The sequence below is a fragment of the Streptomyces sp. NPDC005963 genome, from assembly GCF_040638655.1.
In the GTDB taxonomy this organism is placed as follows: Bacteria; Actinomycetota; Actinomycetes; order Streptomycetales; family Streptomycetaceae; genus Streptomyces.
Genome location: NZ_JBEXVD010000030.1, coordinates 61,930 through 80,303 on the forward strand (window position 1 = coordinate 61,930; position 18,374 = coordinate 80,303).

Below are 18,374 nucleotides of genomic sequence, written 5' to 3' on the forward strand. Positions count from 1 at the left end.
CCCATGGAGCATCCCCCGTACCGCGCGGCACAGGAACTGGAACTGCTGCTCGGCGATCCCGAGGACCCCGACGCGGTGTTCTCCCACGCGCGTTGCCTGGAGTTGGACGAGCGGGAGGAGTTCCCGACGGAGATCTGCCGGGCGCTGGAGGACTGGGGTCTGCCCGAGTACTACATTCCGGTCGAGCACGGTGGGCGGCTCACGGACTACGAGACCGTCCTCCAGGTGATGCGGGTGATCGCCCGCCGCGATCTGACCGTGGCCGTCGGGCACGGCAAGACCTATCTGGGCGGGGTGTGCGTCTGGGTCGCCGGCTCCACCGAGCAGGCCAGGGCGCTGGCGGCGGACATCCGTGCCGCGCTGCCGGTTTCCTTGGCGCTCACCGAGCGGGCCCACGGCAGCGATCTGCTGGCCGGTGATGTGTTGGGCGAGCCGGACGGCTCGGGCGGTTGGTCGCTCTCCGGTGAGAAGTGGCTGATCAACAACGCCACGCGGGGCAGTCTGCTGTCGGTGCTGACCCGGACCTCTGCGGAGGGCGGGCCGCGCGGCTTCACGGTCCTCCTGGTCGACAAGCGCACCCTGACGGCCGGTGCCGACTACCGCTGCCTGGACAAGATCCGTACGCACGGCATCCGGGGTGCGGACATCAGCGGCATCGTCTTCGACGGCGCTCCGGTGGACGCGGGCGCCGCGGTGGGGGCGGTGGGCAGCGGTGTCGAGACCGTGCTCAAGGCCCTCCAGCTCACCCGGACGATGTGCGCGTCCCTCTCCTTGGGCGCGGCCGATCATGCGCTGCGGATCGCATTGGACTTCGCCGAGGGGCGCGAGTTGTACGGGCGTCGCCTGGTGGATCTGCCGCAGGCACGTCATGTGTTGGCGTCCGCAGCGGCCGACGTGCTCATCGGCGAGGCGTTGGCGACGGTGGCGGCGCGCTCGGTGCACACCGCGACCGACGAGCTCAGTGTGGTCGCGGCGGTGACGAAGTACCTGGTGCCCACCGGCACCGAGGCGGTCATCGGCGACCTCACCAAGGTGCTCGGTGCCCGGGCCTTCCTCAAGGGCGTCCACGCCCGGGGCATGTTCCAGAAGATCGACCGCGACCATCGCATCGTCGGTCTCTTCGACGGCAACACCCTGGTCAACCTGAACTCGCTGGTGAACCAGTTCCGTTCGCTGACCAGGGGCTGGGTGCGGCGCAGCGGTGACACGGCGGGGGCCCTCGCGGCCTTCGACCTGTCGACGCAGCTGCCCGCGCTGGCACCCGAGCGGCTGTCCCTGGTGGCGCGCCGCGGCAGCGGCATCATGGCGACCCTGCCGGAGTCGATCGCCCGTCTGGAGGCCGAGGCCGAACGACGGCCGGAGTTGAAGCAGGCGGTGGCGTCCGCGGTGCGACTGCTCGCCGTGGTCGAGCAGGTGCACGAGTCGATGGACGCCCACCGCACGGTGGTCACCGACGTACCGCCCGAGGCGTTCGAGGTCGCGCGGCGCTACAGCCTGTGTCTGGCCGGTGCGGCCTGCCTCGGCCTGTGGGTGAACAACCACCGGGCCGGCGTGGCGGGAGCCACCGGCGGTCTGTGGCGCGATGCGGTGTGGCTGCGGGCGGCACTCGACCGGCTGCTGTTCCGGCTGGGTGAATCCGCCCCGGGCACGTCGGAAGCATTCGCTCCGCTGTTGGAGGAACTGCGCACGGCCGGCCGCGCCGGAACGCTGTTCTCCCTCTTCGGCCTGCGCCTGCACCCCGGTGTTGCCACCGCGGCCGGCGGCGACCCGCCCACGAGTCCGTCGAAGGCGGCGATCGGAGCCCCACCGGGCCCGGAGCCGTTCCGCCCGTCGAGCCCTTCGACGGGACGCGCGGCACCCGCCGCCACCCCGCGCCCACCGGCATCGGGGCACCACGTCAGCGATCCGCGAGCCGGGACCGCTGTCATCGACACCGGAGCGTCGCACCGGACGCCCGGTCATCCGAGGGGACGTCATGCTGAGTGATCCCGCCGTCCAGGGGCTCCGCGGCGAGGCGGTCCCGACCGGCCCGGCCCAGGGCCTCCTTCCGGGCGCCGACCAAGCACAGGAGGACGCGGCCAAGGCGCGCGTCGCGGAGTTGGAGCGACGCTTCGGCGACCCCGAGGACCCCGCCAACCCGCTGTCCGCGGCCGAGATCGTCGCCGCCGACGAAACCGGCGAGCTACCGCCCGCAGGGGAACAACTCCTCGACGACGTGGTGTTCAACGCCGAGTTCGTGCCGACGGCCCTCGGCGGTCGGCTCGACCGGCTCGACACCCTCGTCCGAACGATGCGACACGTCTTCCGGCGCGATGTGGCGCTCGGACTCGGGTACGGCATCACGTCGTTCATGGCGGCGGCGAACGTGTGGACGGCCGGCAGCGACGATCAGCGCCGTCGGCTGGCAGATCTGCTGCTGGCCGGGTCGAAGGTCTCGGTCGCCTACCACGAGCTGCCCCACGGCAACGATTTCGTCCGCAACGAGTTCCGCGCCGACCCGTATCCGGGGGGCTTTAGGCTCAACGGGCGCAAGGAGGTCATCAACAACGCCGACAGGGCGGCAGCGTTCTCCCTGTTCAGTCGGACGGACGGCAATCCGGGCAGCCGGAGCCATTCGGTGCTGTTCGTCGAACGGGACCAACTGGACGCGGAGCGCTTTCGGGTGCTGCCCCGCTACAGCGCGGTGGGCGTGCGCGGCTGCCGGCTGTCGGGGCTGGACTTCACGGACTGCCCCGTGCCGGATTCCGCCCGGGTGGGCGCGGTGGGTCAGGGAGTGGAACTGGCCCTGCGCTCGTTCCAGATCACCCGCAGTGCGATTCCGGGAATGGCGATCGGCGCCCTCGACACCAGTCTGCGCACGGTGGTGCGGTTCGCGGCCGGACGGCAGTTGTACCGGCGGACCGTGATGGAGATCCCGCACGCGTCAGCCACCTTGACCGGAGCCTTCCTCGACCTGCTGATCTGCGACAGTCTGGCGCTGGTGGGCACCCGTGCGGTGCATCTGCTTCCCGACGAGACCAGTGTGTACGCGGCTGCGGTGAAGTACCTGGTGCCCAAGATGCTCACGGACACCATGTACGACCTGTCGATCGTGCTCGGGGCGCGGTTCTACGTGCGCGAGGGCGAGTTCGGCCTGTTCCAGAAGCACGTGCGCGACCTACCGGTGCTCAGTCTCGGCCATGCGGGCTCGGCGGCCTGCCAGGCCACCATCATTCCGCAGCTGTCGCGGCTGGCCCGGCGCGCCTGGTTCGCGGGGGACGAGGCGCCCCGGGCGCTGTTCGAGCCCCGCACGGCACTGGGGGACATCCCCTTCGACCGCTTGTCCCTGGCCAGCGGTCGGGACAGCCTCAGCGCGTCCCTGGTGGCGGCGGTCGACGACCTCCCCAGCGGCTCCCCCGAGGAGCTCGCGGTGCAGGCCCTGGTGATGCGGATGTTGGACCAGCTCAGACAGCTCCAGGAGGACAGCCTCAGCCTTTCCCCGCAGGACCGGACCGCGCTGGCCAGCCCGGCCAGTTTCGCCCTCGCCGACCGCTATGCGGTCTTCCTCGCGGCGGCGGCGGTGCTCGGCGTGTGGCGGGCCGCACGGGACGGTGGGGACGCATTCCTCGCCGATCCCGCCTGGGCCGCCGCCGCACTGCACCGCCTCGCCCGCCGGTTGGGGCAGCGCCCGGCCGATCTGCCTCCCGCCTGTGAAGGCCGCGTGCACGAGGAAGTGCTCCGGCGCTTCCACGAACGCCGTAGCTACGACCTCTACGACACCCCGCTGGCCGGCTGATTCCGCCTCCCAGCGCTTCCACCGAGGAGTACCCCATGTCTGTTCCCGCGACCGACCGCCCCACGAGCACCGAGCGCACCGAGCACAGCGTCGAGTCGCTGAGCAGCTGGCTCGCCGACCGCATCGCGCTGTACCTCCAGCGGTCGCCGTCCGAGATCGTGTCCACCGTCCCGCTGGCCGAGTACGGGCTGGACTCGGTCGCCGCGCTCAGCCTGTGCGGCGACATCGAGGAGGACTTCGACCTCGTCCTGGAGCCGACCGTGGCCTGGGACTACCCCACCGTCGACGCGCTGGCCGGGCACCTCGTGGAGGAGCTGCGGGACGTGCAGGGTGAGGCCCGATGAGACCGATAGCCATCGTCGGGCTCGACTGCCGCTTCCCCGGGGCGCCCGACCCCGGCGCCTACTGGGACATGTTGATGCGCTCCGACGAGGGAGTGGGCAGGGTGCCGGGGCAGCGGTGGAACGCCCGTGACTTCCACTCCCCCACCGGTGCCGAAGGCCATGCCAACACCACCGAGGGCGGGTTCATCAGCGACCCCGACGCCTTCGACAACGAGTTCTTCACCATCTCGCCGCGGGAGGCCGCGGCGATGGACCCCCAGCAGCGGCTGCTGTTGCAGTGTGCCTGGCGGGCCGTGGAGGACGCCGGGATCGCCCCCCAGAAGCTGGCCGGAACACCGACCGGGGTGTTCGTCGGCATCATGGGCAACGAGTGGGCGCAGTTGCACCTCACGGACTACGCCCGGGTCACCGCGCAGGTGGGGTCGGGCAACGGCTACTGCATGACGGCCAACCGGGTCTCCTACCACCTCGACCTCAAGGGTCCGAGCCTGGCGGTGGACACGGCCTGCTCGTCCTCGCTGGTCGCCGTCCACCTCGCCTGCAACGCACTGCTGTCGGGCGAGTGCGACACCGCGATCGCCGCCGGGGTCAACGTGGCCCTCACCCCCGCGCTCAACATCTTCTACACCCAGGCCGGTCTGTCGGCCCCCGACGGCCGGTGCAAGCCGTTCAGCGCCGAGGCCGACGGGATCGGCCGCGGCGAGGGCGTGGGCGCCGTGGTGCTGCGCCGACTGGAGGACGCGGTCGCGGACGGTCAGCCGGTGTACGCGGTGATCCGCGGCACCGCCGTCAACCAGGACGGGCGCAGCAACGGCATCACCGCGCCCAACCGCTGGTCACAACAGGACGTGCTGACGGCGGCCTACCGGCGGGCCGGTGTGGAGCCGTCCGATGTGACCTTCACCGAGGCGCACGGCACCGGCACCGTGCTCGGCGACATGATCGAGATCAAGGCGCTCGGCCAACTCCACGCGGGCCGCACCGGTCGTCCGATGGCGGTGGGTTCGGTCAAGGGCAGCATCGGTCACACCGAGGGCGCCGCCGGTATCGCCGGGCTGATCAAGGTCGCCCTGTCGCTGCACCACCGGACGGTGCCGGCCAGTCGGTACGCCACCAAGGAGAACCCGGCGCTGAAGCTCACCAAGCACGGGCTGCGGCTGCTCAAGACGCCGCTGCGGCTCCAGTCGAAGCCGGCGATCGGGGGGCTGAGCAGCTTCGGCATGGGCGGCACCAACGCCCACGCCGTGTTGGAGTCCGCGCCCGCCTACGCCGCGCGCCCCGAGGCGGTGCCGGCGCATGACGCCGGTGGGCGGACCGGGCTCGGCAGCGGTGTCTTCACGGTGAGCGCGCCCTCCCTGGACGCGCTCCGACGCAATCTGCTGACCCAGGCCGATGCGGTGCAGCGGCGCCGGGTGCCGGTCGGTCCGCTGTGCTGGAACAGCAACCGGGTCAAGACGGGCCACCGGTTCCGGTTCGCGGTCCCCGCCCAGGAGACGGGCGAACTGGCCGCGGCCCTGCGGGAGGCGGCCACCGACGACGATAGGCTGGCCCAGCTCACCGGGAACCCTGCGGGCAAGCCGCTCGTGTCCCTGCTGTTCACCGGTCAGGGCTCGCAGTATCCGAAGATGACGGCTCGGCTCTATCGCGAGTCGGCCCTCTACCGGAAGTACTTGGACGAGGCCGATGCGGCGTTGACCCCGCACACCGGTGCGTCGGTGCGTGATCTGCTGCTCTCGGGCGACGGGGCCGTCCACCGCACGCGGTGGACCCAGCCGGCGCTGTTCGCGGTCGGCTACGCGCTGGCGTCGAGCATGGCGGACCTGGGCGTACGCCCTGCGCTCATGCTCGGTCACAGTGTCGGCGAGTACGCGGCTGCGGTCCTCGCCGAGGTCTTTCCACTGGAGCAGGCCGCGCAGTTGATCGCGGCCCGCGGTGCGCTGATGGACGAGTTGCCCGAAGGCGGCGGAATGCTGTCGGTGCGGGCGACGCCGCAGGAGTTGGCGCCGCTGGTGGAGACGGAACCGCTGGTGGGGGTGGGTGCGGTGAACGGGCCGCAGACCACCGTGTTGTCGGGTGATCTCGCGGCACTGGCGCGGGTCGAGGAGTCGTTGCGCGAGCGCGGCATCCGCAGCAAGTGGCTTGAGGTGTCCCACGCCTTCCATTCACCCTTGATGGAGCCGGTGTTGGAGCGGTTCGCCGAGGTCGCGGAGGAGGCCGGCGGCGGGGTGCCCAAGCTGCCGGTGTACTCCACGGTCCGCGGTCGGCTGCTGGAGGCCGAGCCGATGGACGCCAAGTACTGGACCGAACACATCAGTGCCCCCGTGCTCTTCGGCGAAGCCGCGACACAGCTGCTGGAGGCGGGACCCACACACCTGGTGGAGGTCGGCCCCCGGCCGGTGCTCACCCGGATGGCCCGCCGTCTGCGCCCGTCCGGGCTGACCGGTGGCCAGGGGGTCGCCCTGGTCCCCAACGAGGAGGCGGGCGGCCGGGATCTGGCGCAGGCCGTGGCGGAGTTGTACCGCAGCGGACTGGAGCCGTGGTGGGACGCGGTGTACGCGGAGGAGGAGCGCCAGCCACAACGCCTGGCCCCCTACGCCTTCTCCGACTCCCACCGCTTCTGGACCCGCGGTCCCGTACGGTCCACCACGGCTGCGGGCGTCGGTGTGCTGCCGGCGTCGACCGCCGGTGCGTCCCGGGAGTCAGCGGGCGGTACCGAACCGGAGGCGCGCGCACTGACGGTGGCGGCCGGTTCCGGCGAGTCGCTCGCGGTGCTGCCGTCGGCGCGGGAATCGGCTCCCGCGGACCCGGTGGCCGGGGCGGTGATCGAAGCGGTCGCCACCGTGGGCGGCTATGCGCCCGACGAGGTGTCGCCGGCTTCCCTCCTCTACGAGGACCTCGGTTTCGATTCGGTGATGGTGATGGAGCTGAAGGACCGCATTCAGGAGCGGTTGAGCGGACTTGAGGCGATGAGCGTGCAGGATCTGCTGCCGCGGCTGTCGTCCGTCGGAGACCTCATCGACTACCTGCGCGATCGGGTGGGTTCCGCCGTCGCCTGACACGGCAGCGGGGTGTTCGCCCCCGTCCATGGCGCTCAGACCACGTTGGCCCGCTCGGGCCTGCCGGCCCTGAAGGGAAGAAAGGACCGCACGATGCAGTCATCCCCACCGTCCACCGAGGTCGTGGCCCATCTCGCGGCCGTCGGGACCGCTCTGCCGGGCGACCCCGTGGACAATGCGATGTTGGCCAAGACCCTCGGTGTGAACGAGGAGTGGATCGATGTTTTCATCGGCACCCGCACCCGGCACTTCGCCCGTGATCTGATCACCGGCGAGGTGCGCTGGTCGCTCGCCGATCTCTGTGCCCAGGCGGCGGAACGGGCGCTCAGCGCGGCCCGGATCTCACCGGAGGAGATCGAGTTCGTGGTGATGGGCACCGCGACCCCGGACCACCTGATGCCCGCGACGGTCAATCAGGTGGCCGACCAACTCGGGCTCGATCAACTGCCCACCTATCAGCTGCAGTCCGGATGCGCGGGCGCCGTGCAGGCCCTGGAGCTGGGACGCACCCTGATCACCGGCGGTGGGTACGGCGCGGGCCTGGTGATCGGCGGCGATGTGTGCAGCAAGCATCTGGAGCTGGACCGCGATCTCTCGGACGCGGCCCCCAGCGACCTCGTCAACTACGTGCTGTTCGGCGACGGCGCGGGCGCTGCCGTCCTCACCGCGGAACCGCGCGGCGAACGCCTCGCGCTGCGACGGGTGTTGAACCGGTTCACCGGTCTGGGACGCGAACCCGGCCAGGTGATCGACTGGTTCGGCCTCGCTGACCGGCACGAGGACCGGCAGGCCGTGCGGGAGGACTACAAGGCGATCGAATCGGCCGTCCCGGTGATGGCCGCTGAGATCCTGTGGGAGCTCCTTGAGGAGCTGGACTGGACCACGGACCAGGTGGACTTCCTGCTGCCGCCGCAGCTGTCGGGCCGGATGACCCGGCGCATCACCGAACAGTTGGACCTTCCCGGTGCCGTCGAGGTGTCCTGTGTGGCGGAGACCGGGAACAACGGGAACGCCCTGCCCTTCCTCCAGTTGGAAGGGCTGCTTCCGAAGATGACGGACGGCCAACGGGCGCTGGCGGTCGCCGTCGAATCCAGCAAGTGGATCAAGTCCGGTTTCGCGCTGGAAAAGGTCTGACCGGCATCCACGCAGTAGCGCGGGCCGCCGCACCCCACGATCGCGGTGTGGCGCCCGCCCGTTGTCACCATCCGCTCCGCGCCCGGGAGGGCCGTTTTCCCATGCAGACCATCGACGACTTCGTCCGTCTCGTCCGAGACGAACTGGGCATGCCGCTCGAAGACCACGAGGTCCACGCCGACCTCGACCAACTCCCCGAGTGGGACTCCCTCTACCTGCTGAAACTGGTCACCGTCCTGGAGCAGACCACGGGCAGGCCGCTGCCGGTCGGCAGGCTTCTGGAGGCCAGGAGCCTCCAGGAGATCTACCGGCTGGCGGTCCAGACGTGACCCGGTTCCGGTCCAGCGACGAACGCGTGGCGCCGGCGCCCGTACGCACCCACTCCGAGCGGCGCCGGCTCCACACGCTGTACTTCCTGGAACACGCCTCGCGGCAGCGGCCCGTCCACCTCGACACCGACGTCGACATGTCACGGATCGAGGCGCACCGCGCGGCGGCCCGTGCGGCGGGCCGCCGCTACTCGGTGGTCGGCTATCTGTTGTGGGCGACCGGCCGGGTTTTGCAGCGTCACCCCGAGGCGAACGCGGCCCTGGTGCCGAGTCGATCGGGGCTGCGGGCGCCGCGGACGGTCCGGTTCGCCGGGGTGACCGCGAAGGTGGCGCTGGACCGTGTCGTCGATGGTGAACGGACCGTGCTCTCGGCGCTGCTGCCCCGGCTGGAATCCGCGGACCTGGATGCCGTTCAGGAACGCATCGACCGCTATCGACAACCGGAGACCGCGCAGCTGCCGGAGTTCCGCGGGGTGCGTCTGCTGGGCAGGCTGCCCGTGCCCCTCGGCCGGCTCGCGTTCGCCGCCGCGGTGCGCACGCCAGGGACCCTGGGGACGGTGTCGGTCAGCTCGCTCGGTCACCGGCCCGTCGACGGGTTCCACTCCAGCGGTGGCACCGCCGTCACCCTGTGCGCGGGGCGGGTGGTCGACCGGCCCGTCGTACGGGACGGACGCCTCGCGATCGCGCCGGTGATGCGGCTCGGGTTGACCTTCGACCACCGGATCATCGACGGCGCGGCGGCGGCGGACGTTCTCGGTGATCTCACATCCACCTTGGAGGAGTTCGATGACGGCGCGGAGGAGGACTGTACCCGGCCCCTCGTTCGGAGAACCGGTCAAGATCTCCGGACGTGACGGGGCCTGGGACCGGGTCCGCGCCGATCTGGAAGACCACTCGGTCGCGGTCCTGCACGCCCGGCTCGCCGACTGGCGGCCCGACCAGGCGGGCGGGCCGCGGCTGCGGGCGTTGCTCGGCCGGGACTGGGAGCGCTACCTGGAGATGACCCATCCGGCGGTCCGGGTTCGCTTCGCCGCGTCCCGGGTCCTGTTGAAGTTCGCCGCTGCGGTGGCTCTCAGGGTGCCCCCGCAGGTGATCGAGTTGGCTTACGGTCCCACCGGGCGGCCCTATCTGCGCGGTTGTGACGCCGTCGACATCAGCCTCAGTCATACGGAGGACCTGCTGCTGATCGGTCTGACCACGCGCGGTCTGATCGGTGTGGACGCCGAACGGGAGGATCGTCCGCTGTACACCCGTGGGCTGCACCGCCACGTCTGTACGCCCCACGAGTTGGCGGCCCTGGAGTCGTTGCCACCGGAGCAGCGGGAGCGGGCACTCGTACGGCTGTGGACGCTCAAGGAGGCGTACAGCAAGGCGATCGGCCAGGGAATGCGGTTCCGGTTCACCGACTTCGGCTTCGGCCCCGATGGACAGCCGGCACGCGTGCTGGCCCCTGACGGCGCTCCGGGTACCGGCGTCGAATGGGAGTTCCAGACCTTCACCGTCGACGGTGGCTATGCCGTCAGTGTGGCGGTCAGCGATTCCGGTTTCGGTGGTACTGAGGACACGGCCGCGCGCACCATGCTCGATCCTCGGGTGGTGGCGGCCGTGACCGAGGCATTGGGCGACGACGCGGAGGGCGACGACGCCGGCGCTCAGCCGGAGGCGGCAGCGTACTGGTGAGGTGGACGGCATCGCGTCGGGAGGACGGCTTCCGGCGGGCGCCGTGGTTGCGGGGGACTCCCCGACACCACGGCGCCTTCGTGCGTGTGGGCGACAAGCGCGGCTTAAGGGGCGGGCCGCAACCTGGTCATCGGGCGGGCGCTCCGCCGAAGGCACCACACCCCCCACCGCGGCATGGCGCCCGCCCCGATCCGTAGCGCTGCGCATCCAACCGGCCAGGACGGCGCTCCGGTGCCGTACTCGTGGGCATCGGCCCTGGTCACCGGGGAATCGGAGGACACCCATGAACCACCTCGAAGAGCTCAAGGAGTTCGCCCGGCTCCATGCGCGGGGTCAGGGGATGACCGAACGCCAGGTGGCGGCGGTCCTGCCCTGGATCACCACGGACGAGCCGGGGCACCCGGGGTCCTGGGCGCGGGTCTGGACCGCCGAGGCCGACCGGTTGGCGTTCGCCGGCCGGCCGATCGACGCGTGCCGCAGGTACGCGCTCGCCCGCTTCCCCCATCACGGCGACGACGACCGCGTCAGGGCGCAGCACAACTGTGTGCGGACCTTCGACGACTGGCGGCGCCGTCGGGGCATCGAGCGTCTGGTGCTGGACCATCCGGGCGGCACGGTCGCCGCGTGGACGGCGGGGCTGGACGGTGGGCGCCGCCGACCGTTGGTGGTGATCATGGGTGGCATCGTGAGCGTCAAGGAGCAGTGGGCGCCGTTGCTGCCCAAGCTCGCCCGGCTCGGGTACGCGGCGATCGCCACCGAAATGCCGGGCGTCGGCGAGAACACCCTGCGCTACCGCGCGGATTCCTGGGAGCTTTTTCCCCATCTCCTCGACCGGTTGGGCGACCGGGCCCGGGTGACGCAGACATCGGTGCTGGGGCTGAGCTTCAGCGGTCATCTGGCACTGCGGGCCGCGGCCGTCGACTCCCGGATCCGCAGCGTCCACACGGTGGGCGCCCCGGTGGCGGACTTCTTCACCGATCCACTGTGGTGGCCCCGAGTCCCGGGCATCACCCGCGAGACCCTGCGGCGGCTCACGGGAGTCGCCGATCAGGACGAGCTGCGCACGGTACTCGCGGACTTCGCCCTCGACGCGGCAACGCTGGAGTCGGTGCGCGTCCCCGTGAACTACGTCGTCAGCAAGCGCGATGAGATCATTCCGGCCGGCGAGCGCGAGTTGCTGGCCCGGACGCTGCCGCGGGTGCGGTTCAAGGAGTTCGACGACGTGCACGGCTCGCCTGCACATCTGGGGGCGCTGCGCTCCTGGCTGATCGCCTCGCTGGTACGGGTGCGCATCGAGGAGTCCGCGGGCCGTGCCGGTCGCTCTCGCCGGGCCGCGGAACGGGTGGCGGCTCCCCGGGGTGCGACTGCGCCCACGGCCGGACCGCAGCACCCCGTGGCGCGTTCGAGTGGCCGGAGCCCCTCCGCGACCCCGGGCAGCTGACGCCCGCACCCGAGTCGACCGTTCAGCGCCGCCGCCGTACGTCCGTACCGCACAACAGCCGCACGCCAGTCATACGCCAGCCGCACCATCCGCACAGCAGCGCCCACTTCCGGGCATCCCATGAACGCCGACCGAGAGGCGGTTGCCATGCCCACTGCGACCACACTGTCCCCCGCGCCGCCGCGGGCCGTCTTCCACGGCACCGTCCAGCCGTGGCGCTCCCTGACCTCGCTCGGGATAGACCCCGTCCCCCTGGACAGGGACGCCCTGTCGATGTCGCAACTCGACGAGGATCAGCTCCCTGCCGTCGAGGGAGAGGCGTCGATCGCTTCGGACCGCGGCGCGCCGTCTGCCGCCCTGGTCTCGTTCCCCGCTGTCGACTTCCTGTCCGCACTGACGGGACGTCCAGGTCCGAAGGAGGCATGATCCGTGGCCAGACCCCAGCTCGGCAGTGAGCGGCCCGGGGCCGATCGCCCGCGGACCGAGGCCGGCACGGTGCGGCTGCGTACCCGGCGGCTGCACGGATACCGCCACGCGTACCGGATGGCCGGCAAGGGGCCGGCCGTCGTTCTGATCCACGGGATCGGGGACTCGTCGGCCACCTGGACGGAGATCATCCCGGGGCTGGCGCGCCGGTACCGGGTTCTCGCGCCGGATCTGCTGGGGCACGGGGCTTCCGACAAGCCACGCGGCGACTACTCGCCGGGTGCGTACGCCAACGGGCTGCGGGATCTGTTGAGCGCCCTCGGCATCGACCGGGCGACCCTGGTGGGCCACTCGCTCGGCGGCGCGGTCGCGGCGCAGTTCGCGTACCAGTTCCCCGAACGCACCGAACGGCTGGTCCTGGTGGGGAGCGGCGGCATCGGACGCCAGGTGACCCCGCTGCTACGAGCGGCCAGTCTGCCGGGTGCGGGGCTGCTGCTGGCCGCCCTCCAACTACCCACCGTACGGTGGCAACTCGGGTTGACCGTACGGGTGCTCCGGTCCGTCCACAGCGGATTGGGGCTCGATGCACCGGAGTTGCTCCGGGCGGTGGACGCACTGCCCGACGCCACGTCACGCAGTGCGTTCGTGCGCACCCTGCGTGCGGTGGTGGATTGGCGCGGTCAGATCGGGACGCTGCTCGATCGCAGCTATCTGACGCAGGGGATGCCCACGATGCTCGTCTGGGGCGGACGCGACATGGTGGTGCCGGCCGTGCACGCCGGGTTGGGACACGTGGCGATGCCCGGCAGCAGGTTGGAGATCTTCCCCGAGGCGGGGCACTTTCCGTTCCGTGCGGACCCCGAGCGGTTCATCGCGGTGGTGCACGACTTCATCCGTGGTTCACAGCCCGCGCAGTTCAGCGCCGAGGAGTGGCGCCAACTGCTGCGCAACCGCCGCCCCCAGGTGCGTGCTGCCGGGCCGGCCGTACGACGCGCCACGGGGTAGCGCTGCTGCCGTACGTTGGATGGTGCCGCGCCTCTGCGTGCGTTTCGGCACATCCCGATCAGCCGCGTGCCCTGGAAACCCCGAATCCTCGCGAGAAGCACCGGCCTCCACCGAGCCTCCTCGCGAGAAGCACCGGCCTCCACCGGGCGCGGCACCGTGGCGACGCCTCCTCCGCGCCCCCCGTCCACCACGATCGCGCCTTCCGGCAGCGCGGTGAACCACTGGTGTGGGTGCAGGACTCCCGTCCGGCACCCACACCACCTCCCGTTGTGTCCTGCCCGTCACAGGGACAGTGCGGGCACCGGGGCCTGGAGCGTACGCCCGGCCGCTGCGCCGATGAGCCACATCCCCGGGCGCACCTCCACCGCGTAGGAACCTTCGTCGGCGCCGGTCGCCGCAGTGGCGGGAGCGCCCGGTTCGAAGGCGCCGCGGGTGTCCTGTGCCAGCCTGGCGGCGGTACGACGTGTGTACTCGGCCCAACGGCGGTCGCCGAGGCGCTCGGCCCACCGACGGCACTGCGCCAACTGTCCACTGGCGGTGTCACGGCGTCCCTTGCGCAGATTGACCAGGGCGAGTCCGTTGAGTGCCGCCACTTTGCCCCAGAGGTCCTGGGCGGTCAGGCACTGGTCCAGGGCGCGTCCGTACCGTCGGGCGGCGCCGCCCAGTCGGCCCTGCCCCAGCAGGATGTCCGCCATGCCGATGCGGCAGCGGGCCGCACCGGTCCGGTCCCCGACCCGGTCGAAGCAGCGCTGGGCGGCCGTGAAGTGCTCCAGGGCCCTGCGTCCCTCCTGGCGCTGCCAGGCGAGGTCGCCGAGCCCGTAGCGCACGACCGCCTCGGCCGCGGTGTTTCCCGCTCGGAGGGCGGCATCGAGCGCCAGCCGATGCGTCTCCTCCCAGTCGTCCCAGGCTGCGCAGACGTGGAAGTAGCCGGTGGCGCTGTCGGCGAGCTCCCACACCAGGTGCCACAGACCGGCCGCGTGTGCCTGTCGTACGCTCTCGACCAGCCCCGGCGCCTCGTCGCGGAACCATCCGAGCGGGCTGGTGCCGACGATCGCCGCCGCGTCCAGCAGGGTGTTTCGGTGCGGGTCGTCCAGGGCTGCTGCCCCGCCCGAGAGTGCGTGCGAGGTCCAGTTCCGTCCGGGGGCGAGCCGCCCGTCCGCGTACCGGGCGAGGGCCAGATACGCACGGCACAGCCGCTCGACCGCCTGCCGTCTCGGGGCGTGGCCCGCGTCGTCGGCGTCCCTCAACTCCACGGCGAGCACGCGGAGCAAGGAGTGGAAGCCGTAGCGGGCAGGGCGCCCACCGGGGCGCGCTTCCAACAGTTGGGCCCGTACCAACTCCTCGGCGATCTCGTGCCCGGCAGCCGGTGCGACCCCCAGGAGTGCGCCCGCGGTCCACGCCGCGAAGTCGGGTGCGGGGGCCAGGGTCAGCAGCCGGAAGGCGCGCTGGGTGGCGGGTGCTGCCTCCTGGTATCCGGTGAGCAGGCTGGAACGCAGATCGAGGTCGCCTTCCCGCAGGACGCCCAGCCGGGTCCGCTCGTCTCGCAGCCGCTCCGCCAGTTCGGCGGCCGTGGTGTGCGGGCGTGCGGTCAGCGCCGCCGCGGCCACGCGCAGTGCCAGGGGCAGATATCCGCAGAGCCGGGCGATTTCCGCCGCGGCCACCGGGTCGTCGGTGATGCGCTCACCGGCCGCCGTACGCAACAGCTCCAGTGCGTCATCCGGCCGTACGGCGTCCAGCACGATGTGTTCCGCACCGTCGAGTGCCGCTGCTGTGCGTCGGCCGATCAGGATGACGGCGCTTCCTTCGGCGGGGGGCAGCAGGGGCCTGACCTGTTCTTCGGAGGTGACCTCGTCCAGGACCAGCAGCAGCTTCCGTCCCGTCAGGGCGCGCCGCAGTCGACCCATGAGCTCATCCGGATCGGTCGGCGCCGTGGGCCCGGCAGTGTCGCCGAGGAGCCCGCGCAGCAGGGCGGCCTGGGCCTGTGCAGCGGTGAGGGGTCTGCCCTGCGGTCCGCGCAGGCACACCAGGAGTTGCCCGTCCGGAAACCGGCCGGCCAGCCGATGGGCCAGCTTGAGGGCGAGTACGGACTTGCCCGCACCGGCACGACCCGAGATGGCGAGCACGCGCGCCGGCGGGCGGCCCCCGCCGCCGCGCAGCACGCGTTCGCCGTGGGCGAGTTCCTCGTGGCGGCCGACGAAACCGGGCGCCGCCGCGGGAAGCGCGGGCGGGGTCGGAGCTGACGCGGTGGGCGGTGCGACCGGTGCCGGTGGAGCGTCGCCGATGTTGGGACGTGTCGGCGGGGAAGGGGCGGTCGCGGTGGTGGTCGCCACGGGGGCCCGCCAGTCCAGCGAGGGGTCGCGGCGCAACACACGCTCGTGGAGCCGGGCGAGGACGGGGCCCGGTTCGACTCCCAACTCCTCGACGAGGGAGCGCCGTAGTCGCCCGTAGACCCGCAGGGCGTCGGAGCCGCGGCCGGTGCGGTACAGCGCCACCATGAGATGGGCGTGGAGCGTCTCGCGCAGGGGGTGTTCATTGGCGAGGGCCAGCAGTTCACCGGCGAGCTCCTGGTGTCGTCCCAGGCGGAGATCGGCAACGATCCGCTGTTCGAGGACCTCCAGCCGGAGTTCGTCCAGGCGGATCGCCGCGGATTCCAGCCGTACACCGTGCGGAATGCCGGAGAGCGCGGGCCCGCCCCAGAGCGCGAGCGCGTCCCGAAGCAGTCGGGAGGAGCGGACGAAGTCGCTCTGTTGGTAGGCGAGGCGACCGTCGGTGCGCAGTCTTTCGAACAGGGGCAGGTCGAAGTGTTGCTCCTGATCGGGTATCTGGAGCAGATACCCCGGCGGACGGGTGACCAACAGCCCGTTGGCCGTGGTGCCCGCTCCTTCGGCGAGGATCTTGCGCAGCTGGGAGACGTACACCTGGAGCGTGGTGGTCGCGGTCCTCGGCGGCTCGTTCCCCCAGAGTTCGTCGATGAGGCTGTGCGCGGGAACCACCTCGCCGGCCTGCACCAACAGAGTGGCGAGCAGGGCGCGCGGTTTGGCGGCGGACGGGGTGCGAGGGGACAGGCTCACCGGCCCCAGTACCCGAAAACGCATGGTAAGGCTCCTCTCGAAGGCAAACGGAAGGCTGTGTGATCGGGGGGTGGGGGTGCGGGGGCTGTCTGCTAGCAGTCCTGGAGCAGGGTGGCCGTCGCGGTGCACAACACCCGGCTGCCCTGGCTGAAGGTGATCCGGGTGTGGACGATGGGGCGGCCCGCGCGGTCACGCAGCGGGTCGCGGGTGTTGACGGTGCAGGTCAGGGGGAGGTCGGCTTCGCCGAAGCCGCGGAAGGACGCCCACCAGTGGGTGAGCACGGCATGGGCGGGCTCGAACCCTTGGAGTTCGGCGGCGACGACGAGTGCCGCTTGTCGGGACGCTTCGAGGAAGACGGTTCCCGGTATGTGACCGCCCGGGCCGCCGTGGAAGGTCTCGTGGCCCGGCTGCGGGGTGACGGGCAGCATGAACTCGCCGTCGACGGCGCGCAGCGGTGGGCCCACCAGGACGTTGCGCACATCGCCGCGACCTGCCTGCTCGGGGCGGACCGTCGGCCGTGGGGCCGGTTGTGACGCGGGGGGAAGCGCGCCGCGCAGGCTCTCCCTGCGTCCGAGTTCGCGGTGTGCCCGGTAGACCCGTGGCATCAGGAACTGGAGGCGGGCGGTGCCGCTGCCGCAGCTCACGCCGTCGATTGCCACTCCCCCGCGGCACTCCAGACCGCGCGGGATGCCGTTCACCACGTCAACGGGGTTGAGGGTGATGTCCAGCGTCATGGACGCCGGTCGGCCGGTGCGACGCCAGGGGGTGAGCTCCCGGACGTCGATACCGCTCGACACGAAGACGGCGGGGCGGTCGGCGGGTACCCGGAAGTACTGGTGGGCGACGAAGAACGTGGCCTGGCGCAGGGACTCCGCGGCGAAGAGGAGGTCATGGAAGGTGTCGGGCCCGTCGTTGAACACCGGGTGTTCCTCGGGCAGTTCGGCGGAGAGCGCGAAGTGCTGCTCCACCGGTGCGGTGGCGTCGAGCAGGAACCCTTCCGGGGTGTCGGGCCTGTGCAGCAGATGCAGGGGGGCCATGCCGTGGGGGCCCGGGAGCCCGGCCGTGAGCGGGTCGGTGGGCGCGGTCGCGGGAGGTCTAGCGAGTGCGTCGGAAGCGTTGGGCGCGCTGTCCATACCAGCTCCTTTGGGACGCCCCGGGCTGGGCCGTGGGCGGCGAGAGAGAACGATCCTGCGGAGTACGACGCGGAGCTTCCGTGCCGTCCCCATCGCTCACGGCCACCACCGATGCAGATGTGACTGGCGCATATGCATGTGTCCATGAGCGGTGCACTGGGCGATCAAGCCCTTTCCGGACCTGAAACACCGAGGGCGGTGGCGGGATTTACCCGTCACCGCCCCAACGTTCTCTCGGGTCGCTGCAATCGCTCTGGACTTGGCCTGTACCGAGACTGGACCGCACCGGAATGCGATCTACCACCAAACGGGCCCGGCAGGCTACTCCCCCGCCGCCCGGGCGGCGACCAGGGGGTGATCGGCGCTGAGGGGCCCGGCTCCGCTGGCGCCCCCGAGGAAGCCGAGGGGTACGAAGACCTCGGAGTCCGCCGTACGGAAGTCACTCCACTCGTCCGGGACGTCCTGGTCGAAGAAGACCGCCTCGACCGGGCAGACGGGTTCACAGGCTCCGCAGTCCACGCACTCATCAGGGTGGATATAGAGCTTGCGGGGTCCTTCGTAGATGCAGTCGACCGGGCATTCGTCGATGCACGCCCGGTCCTTGACGTCGACACAGGGTTGAGCGATCACGTACGCCATGGGTCCCTCCCTGGGATGGGTTGTCGGGCGGATCAGACGGGCAGCGGAGTCGCGGCGCTGCGTTGCGGACGGACGGTCCAGGCGTCGTTGCCGGTGAGGAGTGCGGTGAGGTCACCTTTGCCGAGTTGTTCGGTGGCGGTGTCGAGTTGGTTGTTCATGAGGGTGTCGTAGACGGGGCGTTGGGTGTTGCGGAAGACGCCGATGGGGGTAGGGGTCTCCCCGCCGAAGGTAGGGGAAGGGTGGAGATCGGGGTGGGCGAGGCGGGAGAGGGCGAAGGCGGTGGTGGGGTTGGGGTTGTGGGCGTCGTGGGTGAGGGTGTGGGGTTCGTTTTCGGGGGTGAT

The 18,374-nt window shown here is 71.3% G+C and carries 14 protein-coding genes and 1 pseudogene; 11 read left to right on the forward strand and 4 right to left on the reverse strand.

From position 1 onward, the window contains the following. Positions 1-3 precede the first annotated feature (3 nt). From ABZ348_RS29530 to ABZ348_RS29580, 11 genes are all read left to right on the forward strand, one after another. A complete protein-coding gene (locus ABZ348_RS29530) occupies positions 4-1,986 on the forward strand; it encodes an acyl-CoA dehydrogenase family protein (protein ID WP_358938180.1) in 1,983 nt (660 codons plus the stop codon). Further along, complete coding sequence (locus tag ABZ348_RS29535; protein ID WP_358938182.1) at positions 1,976-3,775, forward strand: acyl-CoA dehydrogenase family protein; 1,800 nt, start codon at positions 1,976-1,978, stop codon at positions 3,773-3,775. The genes ABZ348_RS29530 and ABZ348_RS29535 overlap by 11 nt, the downstream gene beginning before the upstream one ends. Positions 3,776-3,810: 35 nt before the next feature. After that, a complete protein-coding gene (locus tag ABZ348_RS29540; protein ID WP_358938184.1) occupies positions 3,811-4,119 on the forward strand; it encodes an acyl carrier protein in 309 nt (102 codons plus the stop codon). Then, a complete protein-coding gene (locus ABZ348_RS29545) occupies positions 4,116-7,175 on the forward strand; it encodes a beta-ketoacyl synthase N-terminal-like domain-containing protein (RefSeq protein WP_358938186.1) in 3,060 nt (1,019 codons plus the stop codon). Before ABZ348_RS29540 ends, ABZ348_RS29545 begins: the two co-directional genes overlap by 4 nt. A gap of 93 nt (positions 7,176-7,268) precedes the next feature. After that, on the forward strand, positions 7,269-8,309 hold the full coding sequence (locus ABZ348_RS29550; protein ID WP_358938188.1) for a 3-oxoacyl-ACP synthase III family protein: 1,041 nt from the start codon (positions 7,269-7,271) through the stop codon (positions 8,307-8,309). Between the two features lie 101 nt (positions 8,310-8,410). Next, positions 8,411-8,638 (forward strand): acyl carrier protein, encoded by a 228-nt coding sequence (locus tag ABZ348_RS29555; RefSeq protein ID WP_329015049.1) that lies wholly within the window; start codon positions 8,411-8,413, stop codon positions 8,636-8,638. Further along, positions 8,635-9,492 (forward strand): 2-oxo acid dehydrogenase subunit E2, encoded by an 858-nt coding sequence (locus ABZ348_RS29560; protein WP_358938190.1) that lies wholly within the window; start codon positions 8,635-8,637, stop codon positions 9,490-9,492. The genes ABZ348_RS29555 and ABZ348_RS29560 overlap by 4 nt, the downstream gene beginning before the upstream one ends. Continuing rightward, on the forward strand, positions 9,425-10,318 hold the full coding sequence (locus ABZ348_RS29565; RefSeq protein WP_358938192.1) for a 4'-phosphopantetheinyl transferase superfamily protein: 894 nt from the start codon (positions 9,425-9,427) through the stop codon (positions 10,316-10,318). Before ABZ348_RS29560 ends, ABZ348_RS29565 begins: the two co-directional genes overlap by 68 nt. A 283-nt stretch (positions 10,319-10,601) precedes the next feature. Beyond that, the gene (locus ABZ348_RS29570; protein ID WP_358938193.1) at positions 10,602-11,759 is read left to right on the forward strand and encodes an alpha/beta fold hydrolase; all 1,158 of its coding nucleotides are present in this window, start codon (positions 10,602-10,604) and stop codon (positions 11,757-11,759) included. Between the two features lie 147 nt (positions 11,760-11,906). Beyond that, a complete protein-coding gene (locus ABZ348_RS29575) occupies positions 11,907-12,185 on the forward strand; it encodes a hypothetical protein (protein WP_358938195.1) in 279 nt (92 codons plus the stop codon). A 69-nt stretch (positions 12,186-12,254) separates the two neighbouring features. Then, the gene (locus ABZ348_RS29580; RefSeq protein ID WP_358938209.1) at positions 12,255-13,190 is read left to right on the forward strand and encodes an alpha/beta hydrolase; all 936 of its coding nucleotides are present in this window, start codon (positions 12,255-12,257) and stop codon (positions 13,188-13,190) included. 281 nt (positions 13,191-13,471) lie between these two features. On the opposite strand, the gene ABZ348_RS29585 is transcribed toward ABZ348_RS29580, so the two are convergent. The 4 genes and pseudogenes from ABZ348_RS29585 to ABZ348_RS29600 form a co-directional block, all read right to left on the reverse strand. Further along, positions 13,472-16,285, reverse strand: coding sequence for a BTAD domain-containing putative transcriptional regulator (locus ABZ348_RS29585; RefSeq protein ID WP_358938197.1), 2,814 nt, complete (start codon positions 16,283-16,285; stop codon positions 13,472-13,474). Between the two features lie 68 nt (positions 16,286-16,353). Further along, positions 16,354-17,394 (reverse strand): AfsA-related hotdog domain-containing protein, encoded by a 1,041-nt coding sequence (locus ABZ348_RS29590; protein ID WP_358938199.1) that lies wholly within the window; start codon positions 17,392-17,394, stop codon positions 16,354-16,356. A gap of 321 nt (positions 17,395-17,715) precedes the next feature. Next, positions 17,716-18,033 (reverse strand): ferredoxin, encoded by a 318-nt coding sequence (gene fdxA / locus ABZ348_RS29595; RefSeq protein WP_358938201.1) that lies wholly within the window; start codon positions 18,031-18,033, stop codon positions 17,716-17,718. Positions 18,034-18,065: 32 nt separating this feature from the next. Further along, positions 18,066-18,374, reverse strand: a pseudogene (locus ABZ348_RS29600) (hypothetical protein); the annotation flags it as partial.